The 16,053-nt window shown below is 37.3% G+C and carries 19 protein-coding genes and 1 tRNA gene; 8 read left to right on the top strand and 12 right to left on the bottom strand.

Annotated elements, in window-relative coordinates; translation table 11 throughout:
• Positions 1 to 77 precede the first annotated feature (77 nt).
• Together AAFN64_RS14135 and AAFN64_RS14130 are read right to left on the bottom strand one after the other, a co-directional pair.
• Complete coding sequence (locus AAFN64_RS14135; protein ID WP_347760909.1) at positions 78 to 557, bottom strand: TPM domain-containing protein; 480 nt, start codon at positions 555 to 557, stop codon at positions 78 to 80.
• Between the two features lie 103 nt (positions 558 to 660).
• Positions 661 to 870 carry a helix-turn-helix transcriptional regulator gene (locus AAFN64_RS14130; protein WP_300488408.1) on the bottom strand — a complete coding sequence of 70 codons (210 nt, stop codon included), beginning with the start codon at positions 868 to 870 and terminating at the stop codon, positions 661 to 663.
• A gap of 143 nt (positions 871 to 1,013) precedes the next feature.
• Between AAFN64_RS14130 and AAFN64_RS14125 the strand changes: the two genes are divergently transcribed.
• Positions 1,014 to 1,211, top strand: coding sequence for a hypothetical protein (locus AAFN64_RS14125; RefSeq protein ID WP_347760908.1), 198 nt, complete (start codon positions 1,014 to 1,016; stop codon positions 1,209 to 1,211).
• Positions 1,212 to 1,317: 106 nt separating this feature from the next.
• On the opposite strand, the gene AAFN64_RS14120 is transcribed toward AAFN64_RS14125, so the two are convergent.
• Together AAFN64_RS14120 and AAFN64_RS14115 are read right to left on the bottom strand one after the other, a co-directional pair.
• Complete coding sequence (locus AAFN64_RS14120) at positions 1,318 to 1,725, bottom strand: hypothetical protein (RefSeq protein ID WP_300488413.1); 408 nt, start codon at positions 1,723 to 1,725, stop codon at positions 1,318 to 1,320.
• Positions 1,726 to 1,785: 60 nt separating this feature from the next.
• Positions 1,786 to 1,860, bottom strand: a tRNA-Pro gene (locus tag AAFN64_RS14115).
• A gap of 167 nt (positions 1,861 to 2,027) precedes the next feature.
• Here AAFN64_RS14115 and trxB point away from each other — a divergent pair.
• On the top strand, positions 2,028 to 2,975 hold the full coding sequence (gene trxB, locus AAFN64_RS14110; protein ID WP_347760907.1) for a thioredoxin-disulfide reductase: 948 nt from the start codon (positions 2,028 to 2,030) through the stop codon (positions 2,973 to 2,975).
• Between the two features lie 54 nt (positions 2,976 to 3,029).
• Here trxB and AAFN64_RS14105 read toward each other — a convergent pair whose 3' ends face one another.
• The 7 genes from AAFN64_RS14105 to AAFN64_RS14075 all read right to left on the bottom strand — a co-directional run bounded on the left by AAFN64_RS14105 (position 3,030) and on the right by AAFN64_RS14075 (position 9,193).
• Positions 3,030 to 3,863, bottom strand: a complete 834-nt coding sequence (locus AAFN64_RS14105) for a DUF2807 domain-containing protein (RefSeq protein ID WP_300488299.1) — start codon at positions 3,861 to 3,863, stop codon at positions 3,030 to 3,032.
• Between the two features lie 122 nt (positions 3,864 to 3,985).
• Entirely contained in the window at positions 3,986 to 4,729 is a 744-nt protein-coding gene (locus tag AAFN64_RS14100) for a head GIN domain-containing protein (protein WP_347760905.1), read from the bottom strand.
• Positions 4,730 to 4,815: 86 nt separating this feature from the next.
• Positions 4,816 to 6,546 carry a PspC domain-containing protein gene (locus tag AAFN64_RS14095; RefSeq protein WP_347760903.1) on the bottom strand — a complete coding sequence of 577 codons (1,731 nt, stop codon included), beginning with the start codon at positions 6,544 to 6,546 and terminating at the stop codon, positions 4,816 to 4,818.
• Positions 6,547 to 6,548: 2 nt separating this feature from the next.
• Positions 6,549 to 6,881, bottom strand: coding sequence for a PadR family transcriptional regulator (locus AAFN64_RS14090; protein WP_136403340.1), 333 nt, complete (start codon positions 6,879 to 6,881; stop codon positions 6,549 to 6,551).
• Positions 6,882 to 6,954: 73 nt separating this feature from the next.
• Entirely contained in the window at positions 6,955 to 7,410 is a 456-nt protein-coding gene (locus AAFN64_RS14085) for a DUF4870 domain-containing protein (RefSeq protein ID WP_347760901.1), read from the bottom strand.
• A 443-nt stretch (positions 7,411 to 7,853) separates the two neighbouring features.
• Positions 7,854 to 8,576 carry a hypothetical protein gene (locus AAFN64_RS14080; protein WP_347760900.1) on the bottom strand — a complete coding sequence of 241 codons (723 nt, stop codon included), beginning with the start codon at positions 8,574 to 8,576 and terminating at the stop codon, positions 7,854 to 7,856.
• A 149-nt stretch (positions 8,577 to 8,725) separates the two neighbouring features.
• Positions 8,726 to 9,193, bottom strand: coding sequence for a DUF302 domain-containing protein (locus AAFN64_RS14075; protein WP_347760899.1), 468 nt, complete (start codon positions 9,191 to 9,193; stop codon positions 8,726 to 8,728).
• Positions 9,194 to 9,388: 195 nt separating this feature from the next.
• Between AAFN64_RS14075 and AAFN64_RS14070 the strand changes: the two genes are divergently transcribed.
• Together AAFN64_RS14070 and AAFN64_RS14065 are read left to right on the top strand one after the other, a co-directional pair.
• A complete protein-coding gene (locus AAFN64_RS14070; RefSeq protein ID WP_300488292.1) occupies positions 9,389 to 9,841 on the top strand; it encodes a DUF4442 domain-containing protein in 453 nt (150 codons plus the stop codon).
• A 145-nt stretch (positions 9,842 to 9,986) separates the two neighbouring features.
• Positions 9,987 to 10,895, top strand: coding sequence for a TIGR01777 family oxidoreductase (locus tag AAFN64_RS14065; protein WP_300488291.1), 909 nt, complete (start codon positions 9,987 to 9,989; stop codon positions 10,893 to 10,895).
• Positions 10,896 to 10,955: 60 nt separating this feature from the next.
• Here AAFN64_RS14065 and AAFN64_RS14060 read toward each other — a convergent pair whose 3' ends face one another.
• The gene (locus AAFN64_RS14060; protein WP_347760896.1) at positions 10,956 to 11,621 is read right to left on the bottom strand and encodes a YceI family protein; all 666 of its coding nucleotides are present in this window, start codon (positions 11,619 to 11,621) and stop codon (positions 10,956 to 10,958) included.
• Between the two features lie 262 nt (positions 11,622 to 11,883).
• Between AAFN64_RS14060 and AAFN64_RS14055 the strand changes: the two genes are divergently transcribed.
• The 4 genes from AAFN64_RS14055 (at position 11,884) to AAFN64_RS14040 (ending at position 16,045) form a co-directional block, all read left to right on the top strand.
• Entirely contained in the window at positions 11,884 to 12,450 is a 567-nt protein-coding gene (locus AAFN64_RS14055; RefSeq protein ID WP_300488289.1) for a nucleotide exchange factor GrpE, read from the top strand.
• 71 nt (positions 12,451 to 12,521) lie between these two features.
• A complete protein-coding gene (gene dnaJ / locus AAFN64_RS14050; RefSeq protein ID WP_347760895.1) occupies positions 12,522 to 13,652 on the top strand; it encodes a molecular chaperone DnaJ in 1,131 nt (376 codons plus the stop codon).
• 165 nt (positions 13,653 to 13,817) lie between these two features.
• On the top strand, positions 13,818 to 14,741 hold the full coding sequence (locus tag AAFN64_RS14045; protein WP_136403333.1) for an ABC transporter ATP-binding protein: 924 nt from the start codon (positions 13,818 to 13,820) through the stop codon (positions 14,739 to 14,741).
• Entirely contained in the window at positions 14,741 to 16,045 is a 1,305-nt protein-coding gene (locus tag AAFN64_RS14040) for an ABC transporter permease (RefSeq protein ID WP_347760893.1), read from the top strand. The genes AAFN64_RS14045 and AAFN64_RS14040 overlap by 1 nt, the downstream gene beginning before the upstream one ends.
• Positions 16,046 to 16,053: the final 8 nt, after the last annotated feature.

Below are 16,053 nucleotides of genomic sequence, written 5' to 3'. Positions count from 1 at the left end.
GAAAAAATAAACAGAAGAGTGATTTTGAACCAGTAGATTCTGTTGATGATTGATATGGTAAAACGTTTCAGAGGAAGTTATTGTAATTCTTTCTTTATTTCACGAATTCCATTTTCCAATCCGATAAAATAATTCCCCTTTTTAAATTCGGGTATAACATGATGATCAATTATTGATTTCGTTTCTTCATCGGTCAGTTTGGATACTATGGCATCACAGTTTTGTATCTGAAGGGCGCGCATATTTTTGCAAACGACAATGACAATACAACCAAATGTTGTCTGTTTAGCGAGGTCTAATGAGTAATCATAGATGTCGGTATACGGTGAAATGGAAGGAACGGTTACGATTACAATCCCAATATTATTTTGCTTTTCTATTTCTTTTGCATAGGCTTTAAGAATTACTTCCTGCGAAAGGGATAAGATATCGTCATAATCATTTACAAAATCATGGATCTCCGGGAAAACAAATGTCGGGTTGTTTTCAATAGTGTTATTTTGACTAAAGCCAAAACCGAAAAACAAAAGCGCGATAAGGATTAGAATCTTTTTCAAAGTGGTTTTGAGGATTAGGTTTTAAAGATAAGTAAAATTTAAAGTAGCACGTTTAGTTTTGTGCTACGTTGTTAGCACTATTAGCCTTTTTAGTAAAAGTCTGTTACTTATCTTTATTTGAAATCAAAAGGTCGCAAATGTCTACGTCTAAAAAGATTGCGATTTTATAGAGGTCTTTAAGATGAGGTTGCGATTTATTGATACACCAATTTGAAACCGTATGCTCATTCTTTTCCAGTTGAGCAGCGAGTTCCTTTTGACTAACACCTTTACGAACTAAAACTTCTTTTATTTTGTTGATTCTTTCACTCACAAATCAAAAATAGTGAATGTAGGGCAGTTATACACTAGTGAAAGTATATATTTCATTATAGAAATACTAAAATGTAAATACGTTTTACATAAATGTAATTTTGTTTTACATTTGTATTGTCATTCACTCAAAAAAATATAGTTATGAGTACACGATATACAAAAGCAGATCTTGAAAGAATTATTTTTTTTCAACTCGAAAACCTTGATGCTATGCATGACCTTTTGAGTATAATGAAAGTTCAGAATGAATTAATACAAAATGCCAATAAAAAACTTAAAGAAGAAATTTCTGAAATTAAGGAAAAGCTATATCCGGTTCCGAAAAAAAGAAAGGTGTAGTCTGTGGTTGCTAATGTTTTAAAAATCAATAGAGTTCAATTGTGGAAGTTTTTAATAAAAAATGGAGTGATATTGTGCTTAACTAATCTTATGTATTCGGTTTTTTCTACGGATGAATTCCATCAACCTTTTCCATTTCTGCCATTAACTCTTGAGAGTTTTTAAACTTTCCATTTTTGGGAAGTTGAACTTCGCAACAAAAATATCCTTCTATAAATTTTAATTTTCCATTAGGTAATTCAAAAAGAGTTCCGCCAATTTCGTCTTCACACATGTGATGAGTTTGAAACCAAAATTTTACTTTTTCTGAATTTTCTAATGTGATTACACCGTATTCAATACCTTCTTTGGTAAACTCTCTTTTTATATTATTGTTGAATCCGACTTTCTGTTTACTTTCGTTAAATTTTGTTGTATTTCTAATTTTCAACAATTTTTGTTCAGTTGCATTTTCACATGAACCAAAACTTATTAAAACAAGTAACAAAAAGATAATTGTTTTATTTTTTTTCATTTTGCTTTAGATATAGAAGTATAAAACAAAAAAAGCCCTAACTTTCGTTAGAGCTTTCTGTCGGGGTGGCAGGATTCGAACCTGCGACCTCCTGGTCCCAAACCAGGCGCGATGACCGGGCTACGCTACACCCCGTGCGGTCTGTTATTGTGGGTGCAAATATAGAACTTAATTTTAAAATGCAAAACGTTTTTGAAAAATAAATCATATTTATTTTAGCATAGTTAAAACTAATCCATTTTGTATACATCTTTTTTAATTAAGGCTTACATTTGCTATCGCTAAAAAAATAAAAACAGATTATGTCAGATACCATTGAAAAAGTAAAATGTTTGATTATTGGTTCGGGACCTGCCGGATATACCGCGGCGATCTATGCAGCCAGAGCAAACATGAATCCGGTGCTATACCAGGGAACACAACCGGGCGGACAATTAACAACAACAAACGAAGTGGAAAACTTTCCGGGTTATCCGGATGGTGTAACCGGACCGGAAATGATGGTGCAGTTACAGGACCAAGCCAAACGTTTTGGTACCGATGTTAGAGACGGATGGGCTACAAAAGTGGACTTTTCCGGACCGGTACATAAAGTTTGGATCAACGATACAAAAGAAATCCATTGTGAGACGGTAATTATCAGTACCGGTGCTTCTGCTAAATATTTAGGATTGCCATCCGAACAAAAATACCTGCAATTAGGAGGTGGTGTTTCGGCTTGTGCCGTTTGTGACGGATTTTTCTACCGCAATCAGGATGTGATTATCGTAGGAGCCGGTGATAGTGCCTGTGAAGAAGCACACTACTTGTCTAAATTGTGTCGTAAAGTGACAATGTTAGTACGTAGCGAAAAATTCCGTGCATCCCGTATCATGGAAGATCGTGTTCGTAAAACCGAAAACATCGAAATCCTGTTAAATACCGAAACCGATGAGGTAATTGGCGACGGACAGGTGGTTACGGCAGTACGCGTGAAAAACAGAACTACCGGAGAGCTAAAAGAAATTCCGGTTACCGGATTCTTCGTAGCGATTGGACACCAACCGAATACCGATATTTTTAAAGAGTATATCAAACTGGATGAAACCGGATATATCATCAACGAACCGGGAACTTCTAAAACCAATGTACCGGGTGTTTTTGTAGCCGGTGATGCAGCCGATCATGTATACCGTCAGGCGATTACAGCTGCGGGAACCGGATGTATGGCAGCCTTGGATGCCGAAAGATATTTGGCTTCAAAAGAGTAAGCAACGCTCACTTTTCGATATAAAAAAAGCTCCTCGTCAGAGGAGCTTTTTTATTTATTGTTGTTTCTTATATAAGGTCGCGTTATCGGCAAAATTCTTCATGTCGACTTTTGGTGCTCCGAATAACTGGATTTCGGATTTTCCGGTGGCAAAGATGCTAATCGTTTTAAGCGCATTTACCGTACACGTGGTATACGATTCGGTGATCAGTTCCATATCGGTTACCGAAAATTTCTTAGCGTTTAAAGTCGCGTTATTATCCAATCGGATTTTAGAAATACCGGAATCCCCTTCGATAGTAGCTGTGGATTTCTGATACAAGTCAATTTTGGACTCTGCGGTAGCAACTAAAACCTTTAAATCGGCATTTTTACTCAATTCAAAAGCGGCAAATTCGGCTTTTACATTTAATTCGGCTTTACTTTTATCATTTAGCAGAATTGTAAAAGACGATGATTTTACATTTAAAAAGGACTTCGAATAATCGAAATTCTTCACTGTGATGTTATCCAGTTGTAAATCGGCTAAGGCGTTTAGTTTGGTTTCGTTTTTGGCCGAAATCATTTTTAAATCGTTGGTATAGGTAACACGAACGCTTAGTTTTTTAGCATTCGAAATGTCTTTATCGGTGTAAACGCGTAGGGTACTGCCGTACATTTCGGCTTTGATGGATTCGTGAAGGTTGTCATCGGCTTCAATTTCCAGAGCCTGTTTGTCTCCTTTTACCAGGAATACTTCAAGATTATCTTCAAATTCCAGGTTTTCAAATTTTTCAACATCTTTCTGGGTAACGGTTACAATTTTAGAACCTTTTAGTTTTTCTTTTTTCTGAGCAAATGTAAGCGTTGCTGTGAGTAATAGGGCAAATAATAAAATCGTTTTTTTCATGAACTATTTGAATTTGAAACGCAAATTTAGGTAAAAAATAACTGCGCACCGGCTATTTTCGCGGTTGATTACCTTAAATTAATCCTAAAAAAAAGCACCGCGATTGCGATGCTTCCGATTTATTAATAAGGTGACACACTGCCACCGGATGAGACTTTCTTTTTTAGAAGGCTTGGACTTCCAATATAGGAAACCGAACTGCCACTGCTTGCTTCGGCAGTAAGACTTTGCGTAGCATTGAGTACAATACTGCTTCCGCTTGAAGCATCTGCGGTCGCATCTTTTACCGTAAGATCGCGTGCAACGATGCTACTTCCACTGGAAGAATCCGTTTCCAGACGGTTTGCTTCTCCGGTAATTTTTATTTCGCTACCACTGCTGCTTTCACAACTAACGGTTTCGGCGCTTACTTTTACAGTGATATTACTACCACTACTGGATGAAAAAGCAATGGTGTTGTTGCGTAACATATTGGTACTGCTCACACTTACGCCGCTTGACGCCTGAAAAGAATCCAGTTTGGGAAGTGCTACATATACGGTTTTCGATTCCGCATTTCGGATATTGACATCGGACGTAATTTGCAATTCGCCTTCAACTACTTCCGTTTTGATATGGCCTTGTAAATTACTATCGGCTTTAACGGTTACTTTGGTTTCCGGAGCTTGTACCAGAACGATTTCTAATCCGCGGGAAGCTGAAATAGAGGTGAAGTTTGAGGCGATATTTCGCGTTTGAGTGGTTACATGACCGTCACCGTCAACTTTTTGAAAGTTAGGCATGTTGATGTTATTACAGGAACCGAATAGTAATGCAGCCGCTGTGGCAATCACTATTTTTGCAAAATGAACAGCTAGTTTGATCATAATATTCGTTTTTTGAGAATTGGTTGATGCTTTTTTTTGAAACGGTAAAGCCGACTTTCAAATCGGCCGACTTTACCGCAATTCATTTATTTGGTGTTGATAATGATTTTATCTTTTCGCAATTCAACACCTTCAACACTTTTGGTGATTTCTTTTTTAGAATTTTCTTTAATCTGAACGCCTTGCCCGTTAATGGTTACGGTTGTGGTGCTAGTGCTGTCGGCGTCATCTTCATTCCACTCTTCATTTTCATCTATTGGGCAGTCCAGACATTTTAATTCTTCTTTTTCAACACGGTAGTGGTATTGATCATTACCACCTTGCAGGTAATAATTCGAATAATTGTTTTCCAGATAATCGTCTACATTTTCACCCGGATGAATAATAAGGCCTTCCGGAAGATATAGGTATACTCTAACTTTTTGGTTACGGTATTTATTTGCGATACCGGTCAGTAAATAGTTGTCTAAGAATAAGGTATGGTTTTTAATTTCAAAGTTATATTTGATTTTTTCTGCTCTTTTGCGCGCATCGGATAACGAATGTCCTCCGGCTACTTTTTCGATTTGAACATAAGGTGCTTCCGACGTTCTTAGTATATGTACTTCAATATTGTTGGAATAAATTACCTCGTTTTGTGCCGAATCCTGTGCAAATCGGAATTCCGTATCACTATCGGCCGTTTTGGAGAAATAATCGTTAAAACGCATCTTGATATGTAAGGTGTCGTTAACGGTTAAATCGATATTCTTTTTTTCGACTACTTTGCCTTCAAAACCAACTTCTGTCGCCTGACGGATTCCTAAATAGATCAACATGATCAATGAAATAATCCAGATTCCCAATAAGGTGAATTTCGCTACATTCCCGATAGAACGCAGGTTGTTTACCAGAATTTTGAGTCCCAAAAGGAAGAAAAAGAACAACGGAATTCCAACGCTTAAAAACGTTAGCAGACCCAATAGCCACATCGGCATATCGGTGTAGTTAAACGCATTCATAAAGTCAAAGAAAGGAGAGTTTGGTATGGCTGCGGTAAAGATCATCATAAAGGAGGTTACCACGATTCCGATTAATCCCATTAAGGAAAAGATCACGATTATAGCGCCGATTACTTTAGCAAAGACTTTAAAAATTACCAGAAAAACATCCTCTATAGTTGTGGCTACTTTTGTAGCACCGCTTTTGGCTTCATCGGCTATTTTTTGATGATCAAGATTGTTGATCTTGTCGGTGATTTCCCCAAAGCCTTCACGAACCTTCTTTTCGATATTCGATATCGTAATCGCTTCTCCGGTCATTTCCAGCTTTTCTGCCGTAGATTTTGCCTCCGGAACCAGAATCCATAAAATGATATAGGCTACAATTCCGGCTCCGAATCCGGCCAATGTTAATAAGATCAGAATGATTCGTAACCAAAGCGGATCCAGTCCGATATAGTGTCCAAAACCGGCCGCTACACCACCCAGCATTCCTTTTTCTTTGTCACGGTATAGTTTTTTGGAACCGTTGGATGAATGGGTGGTATAAGTCTGTTTCGGAGTATCGGTGTCGTCTTCCAGTCGGTAATCTTCCGGTTGACCCATTACGGCGATAACCTGATCGATCTCGTTTAGACTTACTACTTGTTTGTCGCTCGAAAGTTTCTCCGACAAAAGTTCTGCAATTCTACTTTCGATGTCATTCATGATTTCGTCCCGGCCATCAGGGGATAAGGAGCGCTTGATTGCATCGAAGTATCGGTTCAATTTCTGAAAGGCGTCTTCATCTATATGAAAGAAAAAACCTCCTAAATTTATACTTACTGTTTTGTTCATGGCTATTGGTTTTGGCTGGTTATAATGGTTACTGCATCAGATAGTTCTGTCCAGGTACTATTTAATTCTTTTAAAAATTCGTGTCCTTCTTCGGTTAGGCTGTAGTATTTTCTCGGTGGCCCGGAGGTCGATTCTTCCCAACGGTAATTTAATAATCCGTCGTTTTTTAACCGGGTCAACAAAGGGTATACGGTGCCTTCCACAACGAGTAGTTTTGCGTTTTTTAGGGTGTCCAGAATTTCGGATGTATACGCATCTTTTTCCTTGATCACGGAGAGGATGCAGAATTCCAGAATTCCTTTGCGCATCTGAGCTTTAGTGTTCTCAATGTTCATAGAATTTCTTTTTTGAGATTAAACTGTTCATTTTTTGATTGATGATTGATGATGTGATTGATGATTGATTTTTTTATCTTAAAAAGTTGATACTTAATGGATAATGGTATTTTTGTCCGTTACTGCTTTTTACCGCGGCATAAATAACCAGGAAAAATTCCATTACTTTTAAAAAGCAGAATAACAGTGCGGCAATTGCGGCTACAATTACGATTCCTGAAATATTGGCTGTCGACATTTCGCGGATAATCAGGTCGCTACCGTCAAAATTGTTGAATGAAATGTTTTTAAAAATCGTATACAGCAATATCGGCACCGATACTAATAATAGGATTAGAGAGTATAACAACATGCTTAACTGAAAATTAAGGGTTTGTTTTCCGTTGTAATCCACAAAATCCGATTTGTCTTTTTTAAAAGCCCAGATTAATATCGGGAAGAAATAATTCCCGAATGGAATAAAATACTGACTTAAAGTACTTAGATGCATGATTGTCGCAGTGTTCTTTTCGTTAGTTGTTGTGTTCATAATACTATTGTTTTTTGATTGATGATTGATTCTCGTTTCTATAATACTATTGATTAGCTATTATTTTCTTATACAAATATATGGCTAAAGAATGGTATCTTGTATTGCATAGTACATTGATTTAACTTTTTTTTAACATTTTAAATTAAAGGAGTTGCTTTGGGTTTTGATTTATAATATTGTAAATCAGTTGTTTGTGTGTGAAAAGGAGAGTAGGCGGCATAATAAGACAAAAATGAAACAGCCGCATTATTTTGTAAAAACACGTTTTATGTTTTCAAAACAACATTGAAATCTGGGTTAGTAGTTTGAATATAATTGTGTTTAAAGCGGATGTTTCTGCCGGCTTGGAACCATTATGGAACGGCAAGTTCGAAAATCTAAGGATTTTGAAGTGGAGTAATTTAGGAATAACAGTGTAAAACCACCTTTAGCAGCAGTTTTTAGTAATGGATAAAATCGAAATCGGACATTTCCAGATTCTTAGTATCCTTAATTTTTTGTTTTTTAATAAGATAAAAATAGCCTTCAAAACGGGATTTTTTTTCGGGTACCATTTCAGGATGCTCTTCATCGACTAGGTGTTTTTCGATTATATCATTTCCATCGACAAATACAGACGAATAGCGTATGATCCTGTCTTTTGTTTGCCATTCATAGACAAAATAATTGCTTGCCGATTTTCCCTTGTACTTTTTGTACTGACCATAGTTGACCTTCAGTTTTTTAATGAAGTCTTTTTGCTCTTTTTCGGTTACGATCATCGCAGCCGCACAAACAACATAAATCTGATTATTCTGATCAAGCGCAAAACTGACGCGATTAAAGGTTTGGTTTTTAAATACGGCAACTGTATTCCTGTTAGAGGAAACCGTTTGGTAAAACTCAGTTCTGACAATTCCCTTTTCAGGATTGTTTTCGTCTATAAAGATGGTGTTTTTTGTAAAGGAATTTGGGGAACCATTTCGAGACGAAAACTGGTAAGATTCGTAATCGGTATCCCTTTCATCCCTGTATTTCTCAGGAACAAGAACTTCGATTTTTGTATTAAAATTAAAGTTTTCTAAATTAATGGGTTCCTCAGCAAGTGATTTTGTTTGTCCATGACATAAAACACTCGAGAAAAGTAAACTGAAAAGACATAACGTTCTTAACTGTAGTATCATTTTGTTCTTGTTGATTAGAATTTCTGCCAACCTTTATTGTAGTAAGGAATTTTACTACAAGTATACCAAAAAAATGATCCGGAATGATAAAGTCAGTACAATTTTTTTCAGACTGCTTATTGAAAACGGTGTTGAGTGGTAGTCGTTTCTTATTTACAGATCTTGTCAATAATGCGATGCATTTTGGTGTCAATTAAAGTTAATTGCTCCGCTGATTTTGGGATAGTATAGGTATTTTTAAGTGGTTCTAAATTTTTGTAACACACCCAAACCTTTTTTTGGTCGTCTTCAACTAATAGTATTTTTAACGGAAGTTCAATCGCTATAAGCGGATCTTCCAACATTAACGGTGTTCCAGCTTTTGCATTACCAATGATAAATACTTTAGATGGTTTCATGTTGATAGTAACATCTGAAGCGTTTTTGGAATGGTCAGTTGCTGAAAAAATGACAATATCTTGTAATTCCAGTTCTTTTTTCAGGTTGCGTTCCGTTGTTTTGAAATCGAAATTGCTCTGCTTTTGGTATAAGGCATCCATTGAAGTTGTATTTTGAGTTACTATAATAGGTAAGCTTAATATAGTGGCATACATAAAATAAGTTGTAAGATTGCTCATGTTGTTCGGATTATAGTAGGATTAACGTAAAGTTAGTAGGTTAATGGAAGGGAATAAATGGACAAAAATGTATTTCACATGGACTATTCTAAATAATGAAATAGTTCTTTTGCACTGATTGTGGGTTAATTTAACTTTTTAAATTTTATATGAACGCATAGTATTTTTTGTATTTTTATAGAAAAATAGGGCCTTATGAAATTTACACCTTCAAAACTAAACACCTTCTTATTCTTTAAGTTACCGTCTGCTTTTTGGAGTGGCGTACGTGTTCGGAAAATATCGGAGACTTCGTGCGAAGTAACGGTTAAGCACCGTTGGTTCAATCAAAATCCGTTTAATTCAATGTATTTTGCCGTTCAGGCCATGGCAGCCGAATTAACGACCGGTGCTTTGGTGATGTATCAAATTCAGCTTAGCGGAAAAAAGATTTCGATGCTTGTAGCGAATAATAAAGGTAATTTTTCAAAAAAAGCGCGAGGTCGAATTACGTTTGTTTGCAATGACGGGCATTTGATCGAAGAGGCAATTAAAAATACCATAGCTACCGGCGAAGGGCAAACGTTCTGGATGAAATCGATCGGAAAAGATGAAAAAGGAGATCAGGTATCGGAAATGGAATTCGAATGGAGCGTCCGGATTAAGTAATCTTTTAAAGGTAATTTTACTACGTTAAACCTAACTTAAATAACTTTTATATTCCCGATATAGCGTTTAAATTTGTAATAAAATGCTGAAAATGAAAAGAGTGTAAGCTTTGTTGTTGTCGGTGTTTTTGAAAAAGAAAGGGTGTATGAAAGTATTAATTACCGGAGCTACCGGTTTAGTAGGCAAGGAATTGGTTGCGTTGCTGTTGCAAAACGGTATCGCGATTCATTATCTCACTACTTCCCGGAAGAAAATAGAAAAAGAATCCTATTACCACGGGTTTTTCTGGAATCCGGAACAGGGTATTATAGATGAAAACTGCTTGTTGGGAGTAGATGTAATCGTGCATCTGGCGGGTGCTTCCATTTCAAAACGATGGACTTCGGCTTATAAAGAAGAAATTATCGAAAGCCGCATCTTATCGTCCAATCTTTTGTATAAAGTACTAAAAGAAAATCCAAATCAGGTCCGACAAATTATCAGTGCTTCGGCTATCGGGATTTATCCGGATAGTCAAACCGTGCTATATAGTGAAGAATCGAAAGAAGTAAGCGATACATTTCTTGGTAATGTTGTGCTCAAATGGGAAGACGCCGTTGATCAATTTCGCAGACTCAATATTAATATATGTAAACTCCGTTTTGGACTGGTGTTGTCCAATCAAGGGGGCGTTTTAATGGAAATGCTCAAACCAATTAAAATGGGGATGGCGGCCGGTTTTGGTTCCGGAAAACAATTTCAGTCCTGGATCCATATTCACGATCTGGCCGATATGATTTATTTTGCGATGGAAAACAATTGGACAGGTGTTTATAATGCCGTTGCGCCCAATCCGGTAACGAGTCAGGAAATGATAAAAGCGATCGCCGAAGCGGTAAATAAAGAGGTGATCCTTCCAAATGCACCTCGTTTTATGATGAAGCTCATTTTGGGCGATATGCATATACTACTATTCGAAAGTCAGAAAGTGAGTGCGCAAAAAGCGTTAGATAATGGATTTCAGTTTAAATACAAATTCCTCGATAAAGCGCTGGACAATCTGTTACGGCCCTAAATAAAAAAAGTGCTGAAAATATTCAGCACTCCGTAGCATAATCGTAAGATGAAGTAATAATTATTTTGTTGCTTTTACGCTAACTTTTAATTCGATATCGTCATTGATAAATTTGTCTCCTAAATTGTCAAATACAGATTTAGAACCATAATTTACGTTCCATAACGTTCTGTTTATTGTAAAAGGCTCGCTTTCGATGCTGATACCGTTGGCATCGGCAGTAATAGTAGCCGGGAATTTCACACTTTTCGTGATGTCTTTTAACGTCAGGTTACCTTCAACCATTTTCTTTCCGGCTTCTTCGGTTACTTTGGTAATTTCAAATACCGCTTCCGGATATTTTTTGGTATTAAAGAAATGATCCACATCGCTTTCTTTTCCAAGACCTTTTAAATGGCCTTCCAAAGTTGTTTTTTCGTCACCTTTTAAATCGGTTACGGCAATTGATGTCATATCGATAAAAACCTTTCCGGTTTCAATAACACCATCTTTGGCATATAGTTCACCATTTTTAATGTTGATCGTTCCGGTATGTTTTCCGGTTGGTTTGCTACCTACCCAGTTAATGGAAGATGCTTTGGCATCGACATTAAACTTGGCTGCTTCGTTCGACGTAACAGGAGCTTCTACCGTTTCTTTGATCTCTGCCTCATTGGTCGTTTCTTTTTTACAGGAAACCAGTGATAAAGTCGCTAAAACAAATAAACTTAAAATGCCTTTTTTCATAAAAATAAATTTTTAGTTTCCACAAATCTATCGAAACGAATCGAATAATTTCTTAAAATTATATTAAATTTCGATTACGAATCGCACTAAAAAGCTGTTTTTATTGTGCTTTTTTAGGTAGGGAAAAATACGGGGATGGCCGGTAAAACCTTGTCTTTTTTACAGTTAATGTTGGATTTGAAAAAAATGTTAGGTGACAAATTGACATTTTTAAATATTTGGCAATACTTTTGCAATCCAAATCAGCGATACAAACTGAAAAATGTTCAAGAAAATATTTAAAAATATGAGCCAGGAAAATACTGAAAACATAGAAAAAGAAACAGCACAAGGTGAAAATGCAGCAGAAAATCAGGCGATTCCACAACCGGAACTTACTGTTGAAGAACAATTGCAGGAAGAAATAGCGAAAGAAAAAGACAAATTCCTACGATTGTTTGCGGAGTTTGAAAACTATAAAAAACGAACTTCGAAAGAACGATTGGATCTGTTTAAAACGGCCAATCAGGAAGTTTTACAGGCCCTATTGCCGGTAATGGACGATTTTGACAGAGCTTTGCCTGAAATCGCTAAAAACCTGGGTGACGAAAACCTGACAAAAGGAGTGACGCTGATTTATGATAAATTAAAATCGACATTAGTGTCGAAAGGCCTTGAAGAGGTAGAACTTAAAGCAGGCGATGCTTTTGATGCGGATTTTGCCGAAGCCATTACCCTGATTCCGGCACCGTCGGAAGAATTAAAAGGGAAAATTGTAGACGTGATCGAAAAAGGATACAAACTTGGCGACAAAATTATCCGTTTTCCAAAAGTAGTGGTAGGACAATAAAGCTTAAAAAATAGAAACTCCGGAGGCCTTTTTAGCGACTTCGGAGTATTTCAATTGGAATAATTTGGTTTATGAAAAAAGATTTTTACGAAATATTAGGTATTGAGAAAGGCGCTTCACCGGAGCAAATTAAAAAAGCGTACCGAAAAAAAGCGATTGAATATCATCCTGATAAAAACCCGGGCGATAAAGAAGCGGAAGAAAAATTCAAACTGGCTGCCGAAGCGTATGAGATACTAAGTGATCCTGACAAAAAAGCACGTTATGATCAATATGGTCATGCGGCCTTCGACGGTGCCGGTGGATTTGGCGGTGGCGGACATATGAATATGGACGACATATTTAGTCAGTTCGGGGATATTTTCGGAAGCGCTTTCGGTGGCGGATTCGGCGGTTTTAGCGGCGGATTCGGTGGCGGTGGCGGACAACGTCGTATGAAAGGAAGTAATCTGCGTATCAAAGTGAAATTAACACTGGAAGAAATCGCAAACGGCGTTGAGAAAAAAGTCAAAGTGAAACGTAAAGTTCAGGCGCAAGGGGTAACCTATAAAACCTGTCCAACCTGTAACGGTTCGGGTCAGGTGACAAAAGTGACTAATACGATTCTGGGCCGAATGCAAACGTCTTCTCCGTGTCATAGCTGTAGTGGTAGCGGACAAATTATCGATAGTAAACCGTCCAATGCCGATGCACAGGGAATGATTATGGAAGACGAAACGGTATCGATCAAAATTCCAGCCGGAGTAGTAGACGGTATGCAGTTAAAAGTTGCCGGAAAAGGAAACGATGCGCCAGGCGGAAACAGCGTTCCAGGTGATTTAATCGTGGCTATCGAAGAGGTGGAACACGAAAAATTAAAGCGTGAAGGCGAAAACCTGCATTACGATTTGTATATCAGTTTCCCGGAAGCCGCTTTGGGAACCTCAAAAGATATCGATACGGTAAACGGAAAAGTACGTATCAAACTGGAAGAAGGAATACAATCCGGTAAAATTCTGCGATTAAAAGGCAAAGGAATTCCAAGTATCAACAGTTACGGTAGCGGAGATTTACTGGTACACGTTAATGTATGGACACCGAAAACATTGAACAAAGAACAAAAACAGTTTTTTGAGAAAATGTTGGAAGACGAAAACTTTGTCCCGAAACCGGAAAAATCGGATAAATCATTTTTTGAAAAAGTTAAGGACATGTTTTCATAATGATTATAAAAGTTATACTTTTGAAATTCACTAGCTAAGGCTGGTGAATTTCTTTTTCATAGCAATTTTTCCCATCCTTGCGAAAATCAGGGGTGGGTTTTTTTATAAGAATTAATCCTATTTGGTAACTATTTTTTACTTTTACAGAAATCTATAGTCAATCAAATGAGTTCAATCTTAGAGGTTAAAAATGTTGTAAAGCAATATGGCGACTACACGGCTTTAAACAGCGTTTCTTTAAAAGTTCCCAAAGGAAGTATATACGGACTGTTAGGTCCGAATGGTGCCGGAAAAACATCCCTGATCCGGATCATTAACCAGATTACGATGCCCGATAGCGGCGAAGTAATTCTCGACGGTGAAAAATTAGCACCACATCACGTACAACATATCGGCTATATGCCCGAAGAAAGAGGCTTGTATAAAACCATGAAAGTAGGCGAACAGGCGTTATACCTGGCGCAATTAAAAGGACTTTCGAAAGCGGAAGCTAAAAAACAGCTGCAATATTGGTTTGAAAAACTGGAAATCCAGGGATGGTGGAACAAAAAAATCCAGGAGCTTTCCAAAGGTATGGCGCAAAAAATCCAGTTTGTGGTAACGGTATTGCACCAACCGAAATTGTTGATTTTTGACGAACCTTTTTCCGGTTTTGACCCGGTTAATGCCAATATTATCAAAGACGAAATCCTCGAATTAAAGAAAAAAGGATCCACCATTATTTTTTCGACACACCGTATGGAAAGTGTGGAAGAAATGTGTGACGATATCGCGTTGATTCATAAATCGAACAAATTAATCGAAGGAAAACTGATCGATGTAAAAAAAGAACACCGTACCAATGCTTTCGAAGTAGGGATTTTATCTGATAATATCGAACGTCTGATGTACGAACTGACACAACAATTTACGCTGGAGCAAACCAATTTTAAATCCCTTAATGACGAATTAAAACTGGAAGTGCAACTTGGAAACGGAACTCCGAATGCGTTGTTAAACATTTTAACCCAAAATGGACAGGTAACCCATTTCGTGGAAAAAATACCAAGTGTAAACGATATTTTTATTCAAACTGTAAGCCGTAAATAATGAGCGTTTTATCCCTAATCATAAAAAGAGAATTTATCGCCAAGGTGCGTAATAAATCATTTATCGTGATGACGTTCTTAAGTCCATTGTTAATTGTGGGTATGTCATTCCTGATCGGCTATCTGGTCAATATGAACAATGCAGAAGTCAAAAAAGTAGCGATACATGACGAATCCGGTATCTTTAAAAAGGATTTCAAGGATACCGAGAAAACCGTATATGTGGACTTGTCGGCCATGCCGTTAAAAACAGCAAAAGATACGGCCAGCAAAAACTACGAAGGAATGATCTACATTCCGAAAGTAACCAACCCAAAAGAATTACTAACAAAAGTAGAATATATCTCGGACGACAGTCCAAGTATGGATTTTATCATGAGTATGGAAGAAGTAATTGATCATCAGTTAACGCAGAACAATCTGAAAGAACTGGGATTTGATTATGATAAAATCGAAAAAGCCAAAACGAATGCCAATATTCACCTGACAAAATTTTCGGGCGAAGATAGCATTAAAGGACTTAACGAGATCAAAATCGTAATTGGTTCGGCCTTTGGCTACCTGATCATGATGTTTATCATTATTTATGGTAACTTTGTAATGCGCAGTGTAATCGAAGAAAAAACCAACCGTATTATCGAAATTATCATTTCGTCGGTAAAACCATTCCAGTTGATGCTCGGTAAGATTATCGGAAACTCATTGGCGGGACTTCTACAGTTTACGATTTGGGCAATAGTGGGTATCACATTGTTGATTGGAGTTGCTTCCTTTTTTGGAGTACAGACTGGTGCGCAGGCCTCCATTGATCCGGAAATGATCAATGCCGCGCAACACGAAATGGGCGGAACGATTCAAACGTATATTAGTGAGATATTAAAACTCCCGTTAGGAACATTGGTGAGTTGTTTTATCATCTATTTTATCGGTGGATACTTTTTATATAGCTCGCTATATGCGGCTATCGGTGCTGCAGTTGACAGTGAAACGGATTCGCAACAGTTCCTTTTACCGATTATCATGCCGATGATGTTAGGGGTTTATGTAGGGTTCTTTACGGTGATGAACGATCCGCATGGAACCGTAGCAACCGTGTTCTCAATTATACCATTAACCTCGCCAATCGTAATGCTAATGCGTATTCCGTTTGGAGTGCCATGGTGGCAATTGGTGATTTCTATTGCCTTATTATTCGGAACCTTTTTATTGGTGGTATGGTTTGCCTCCAAAATTTACAGAGTAGGTATCCTGATGTACGGTAAAAAACCAACCTGGAAAGAGTTATATAAATGGCTTAAATATTAGCAAATACA

It is taken from the genome of Flavobacterium sp. CAU 1735 (genome assembly GCF_039888695.1).
Lineage (GTDB): Bacteria > Bacteroidota > Bacteroidia > Flavobacteriales > Flavobacteriaceae > Flavobacterium.
The sequence above is the reverse complement of the archived record's forward strand: the minus strand, read 5'-3'. Positions and strand labels throughout refer to the sequence as shown.

Excerpts from the sequence above, each read along its gene's own strand:
- AAFN64_RS14125 (WP_347760908.1), top strand. The coding sequence starts at position 1,014 with ATGAGTACACGATATACAAAAGCAGATCTTGAAAGAATTATTTTTTTT.
- AAFN64_RS14120 (WP_300488413.1), bottom strand. The coding sequence starts at position 1,725 with ATGAAAAAAAATAAAACAATTATCTTTTTGTTACTTGTTTTAATAAGT.
- trxB (WP_347760907.1), top strand. The coding sequence starts at position 2,028 with ATGTCAGATACCATTGAAAAAGTAAAATGTTTGATTATTGGTTCGGGA.
- AAFN64_RS14105 (WP_300488299.1), bottom strand. The coding sequence starts at position 3,863 with ATGAAAAAAACGATTTTATTATTTGCCCTATTACTCACAGCAACGCTT.
- AAFN64_RS14100 (WP_347760905.1), bottom strand. The coding sequence starts at position 4,729 with ATGATCAAACTAGCTGTTCATTTTGCAAAAATAGTGATTGCCACAGCG.
- AAFN64_RS14095 (WP_347760903.1), bottom strand. The coding sequence starts at position 6,546 with ATGAACAAAACAGTAAGTATAAATTTAGGAGGTTTTTTCTTTCATATA.
- AAFN64_RS14090 (WP_136403340.1), bottom strand. The coding sequence starts at position 6,881 with ATGAACATTGAGAACACTAAAGCTCAGATGCGCAAAGGAATTCTGGAA.
- AAFN64_RS14085 (WP_347760901.1), bottom strand. The coding sequence starts at position 7,410 with ATGAACACAACAACTAACGAAAAGAACACTGCGACAATCATGCATCTA.
- AAFN64_RS14080 (WP_347760900.1), bottom strand. The coding sequence starts at position 8,576 with ATGATACTACAGTTAAGAACGTTATGTCTTTTCAGTTTACTTTTCTCG.
- AAFN64_RS14075 (WP_347760899.1), bottom strand. The coding sequence starts at position 9,193 with ATGAGCAATCTTACAACTTATTTTATGTATGCCACTATATTAAGCTTA.
- AAFN64_RS14070 (WP_300488292.1), top strand. The coding sequence starts at position 9,389 with ATGAAATTTACACCTTCAAAACTAAACACCTTCTTATTCTTTAAGTTA.
- AAFN64_RS14065 (WP_300488291.1), top strand. The coding sequence starts at position 9,987 with ATGAAAGTATTAATTACCGGAGCTACCGGTTTAGTAGGCAAGGAATTG.
- AAFN64_RS14060 (WP_347760896.1), bottom strand. The coding sequence starts at position 11,621 with ATGAAAAAAGGCATTTTAAGTTTATTTGTTTTAGCGACTTTATCACTG.
- AAFN64_RS14055 (WP_300488289.1), top strand. The coding sequence starts at position 11,884 with ATGTTCAAGAAAATATTTAAAAATATGAGCCAGGAAAATACTGAAAAC.
- dnaJ (WP_347760895.1), top strand. The coding sequence starts at position 12,522 with ATGAAAAAAGATTTTTACGAAATATTAGGTATTGAGAAAGGCGCTTCA.
- AAFN64_RS14045 (WP_136403333.1), top strand. The coding sequence starts at position 13,818 with ATGAGTTCAATCTTAGAGGTTAAAAATGTTGTAAAGCAATATGGCGAC.
- AAFN64_RS14040 (WP_347760893.1), top strand. The coding sequence starts at position 14,741 with ATGAGCGTTTTATCCCTAATCATAAAAAGAGAATTTATCGCCAAGGTG.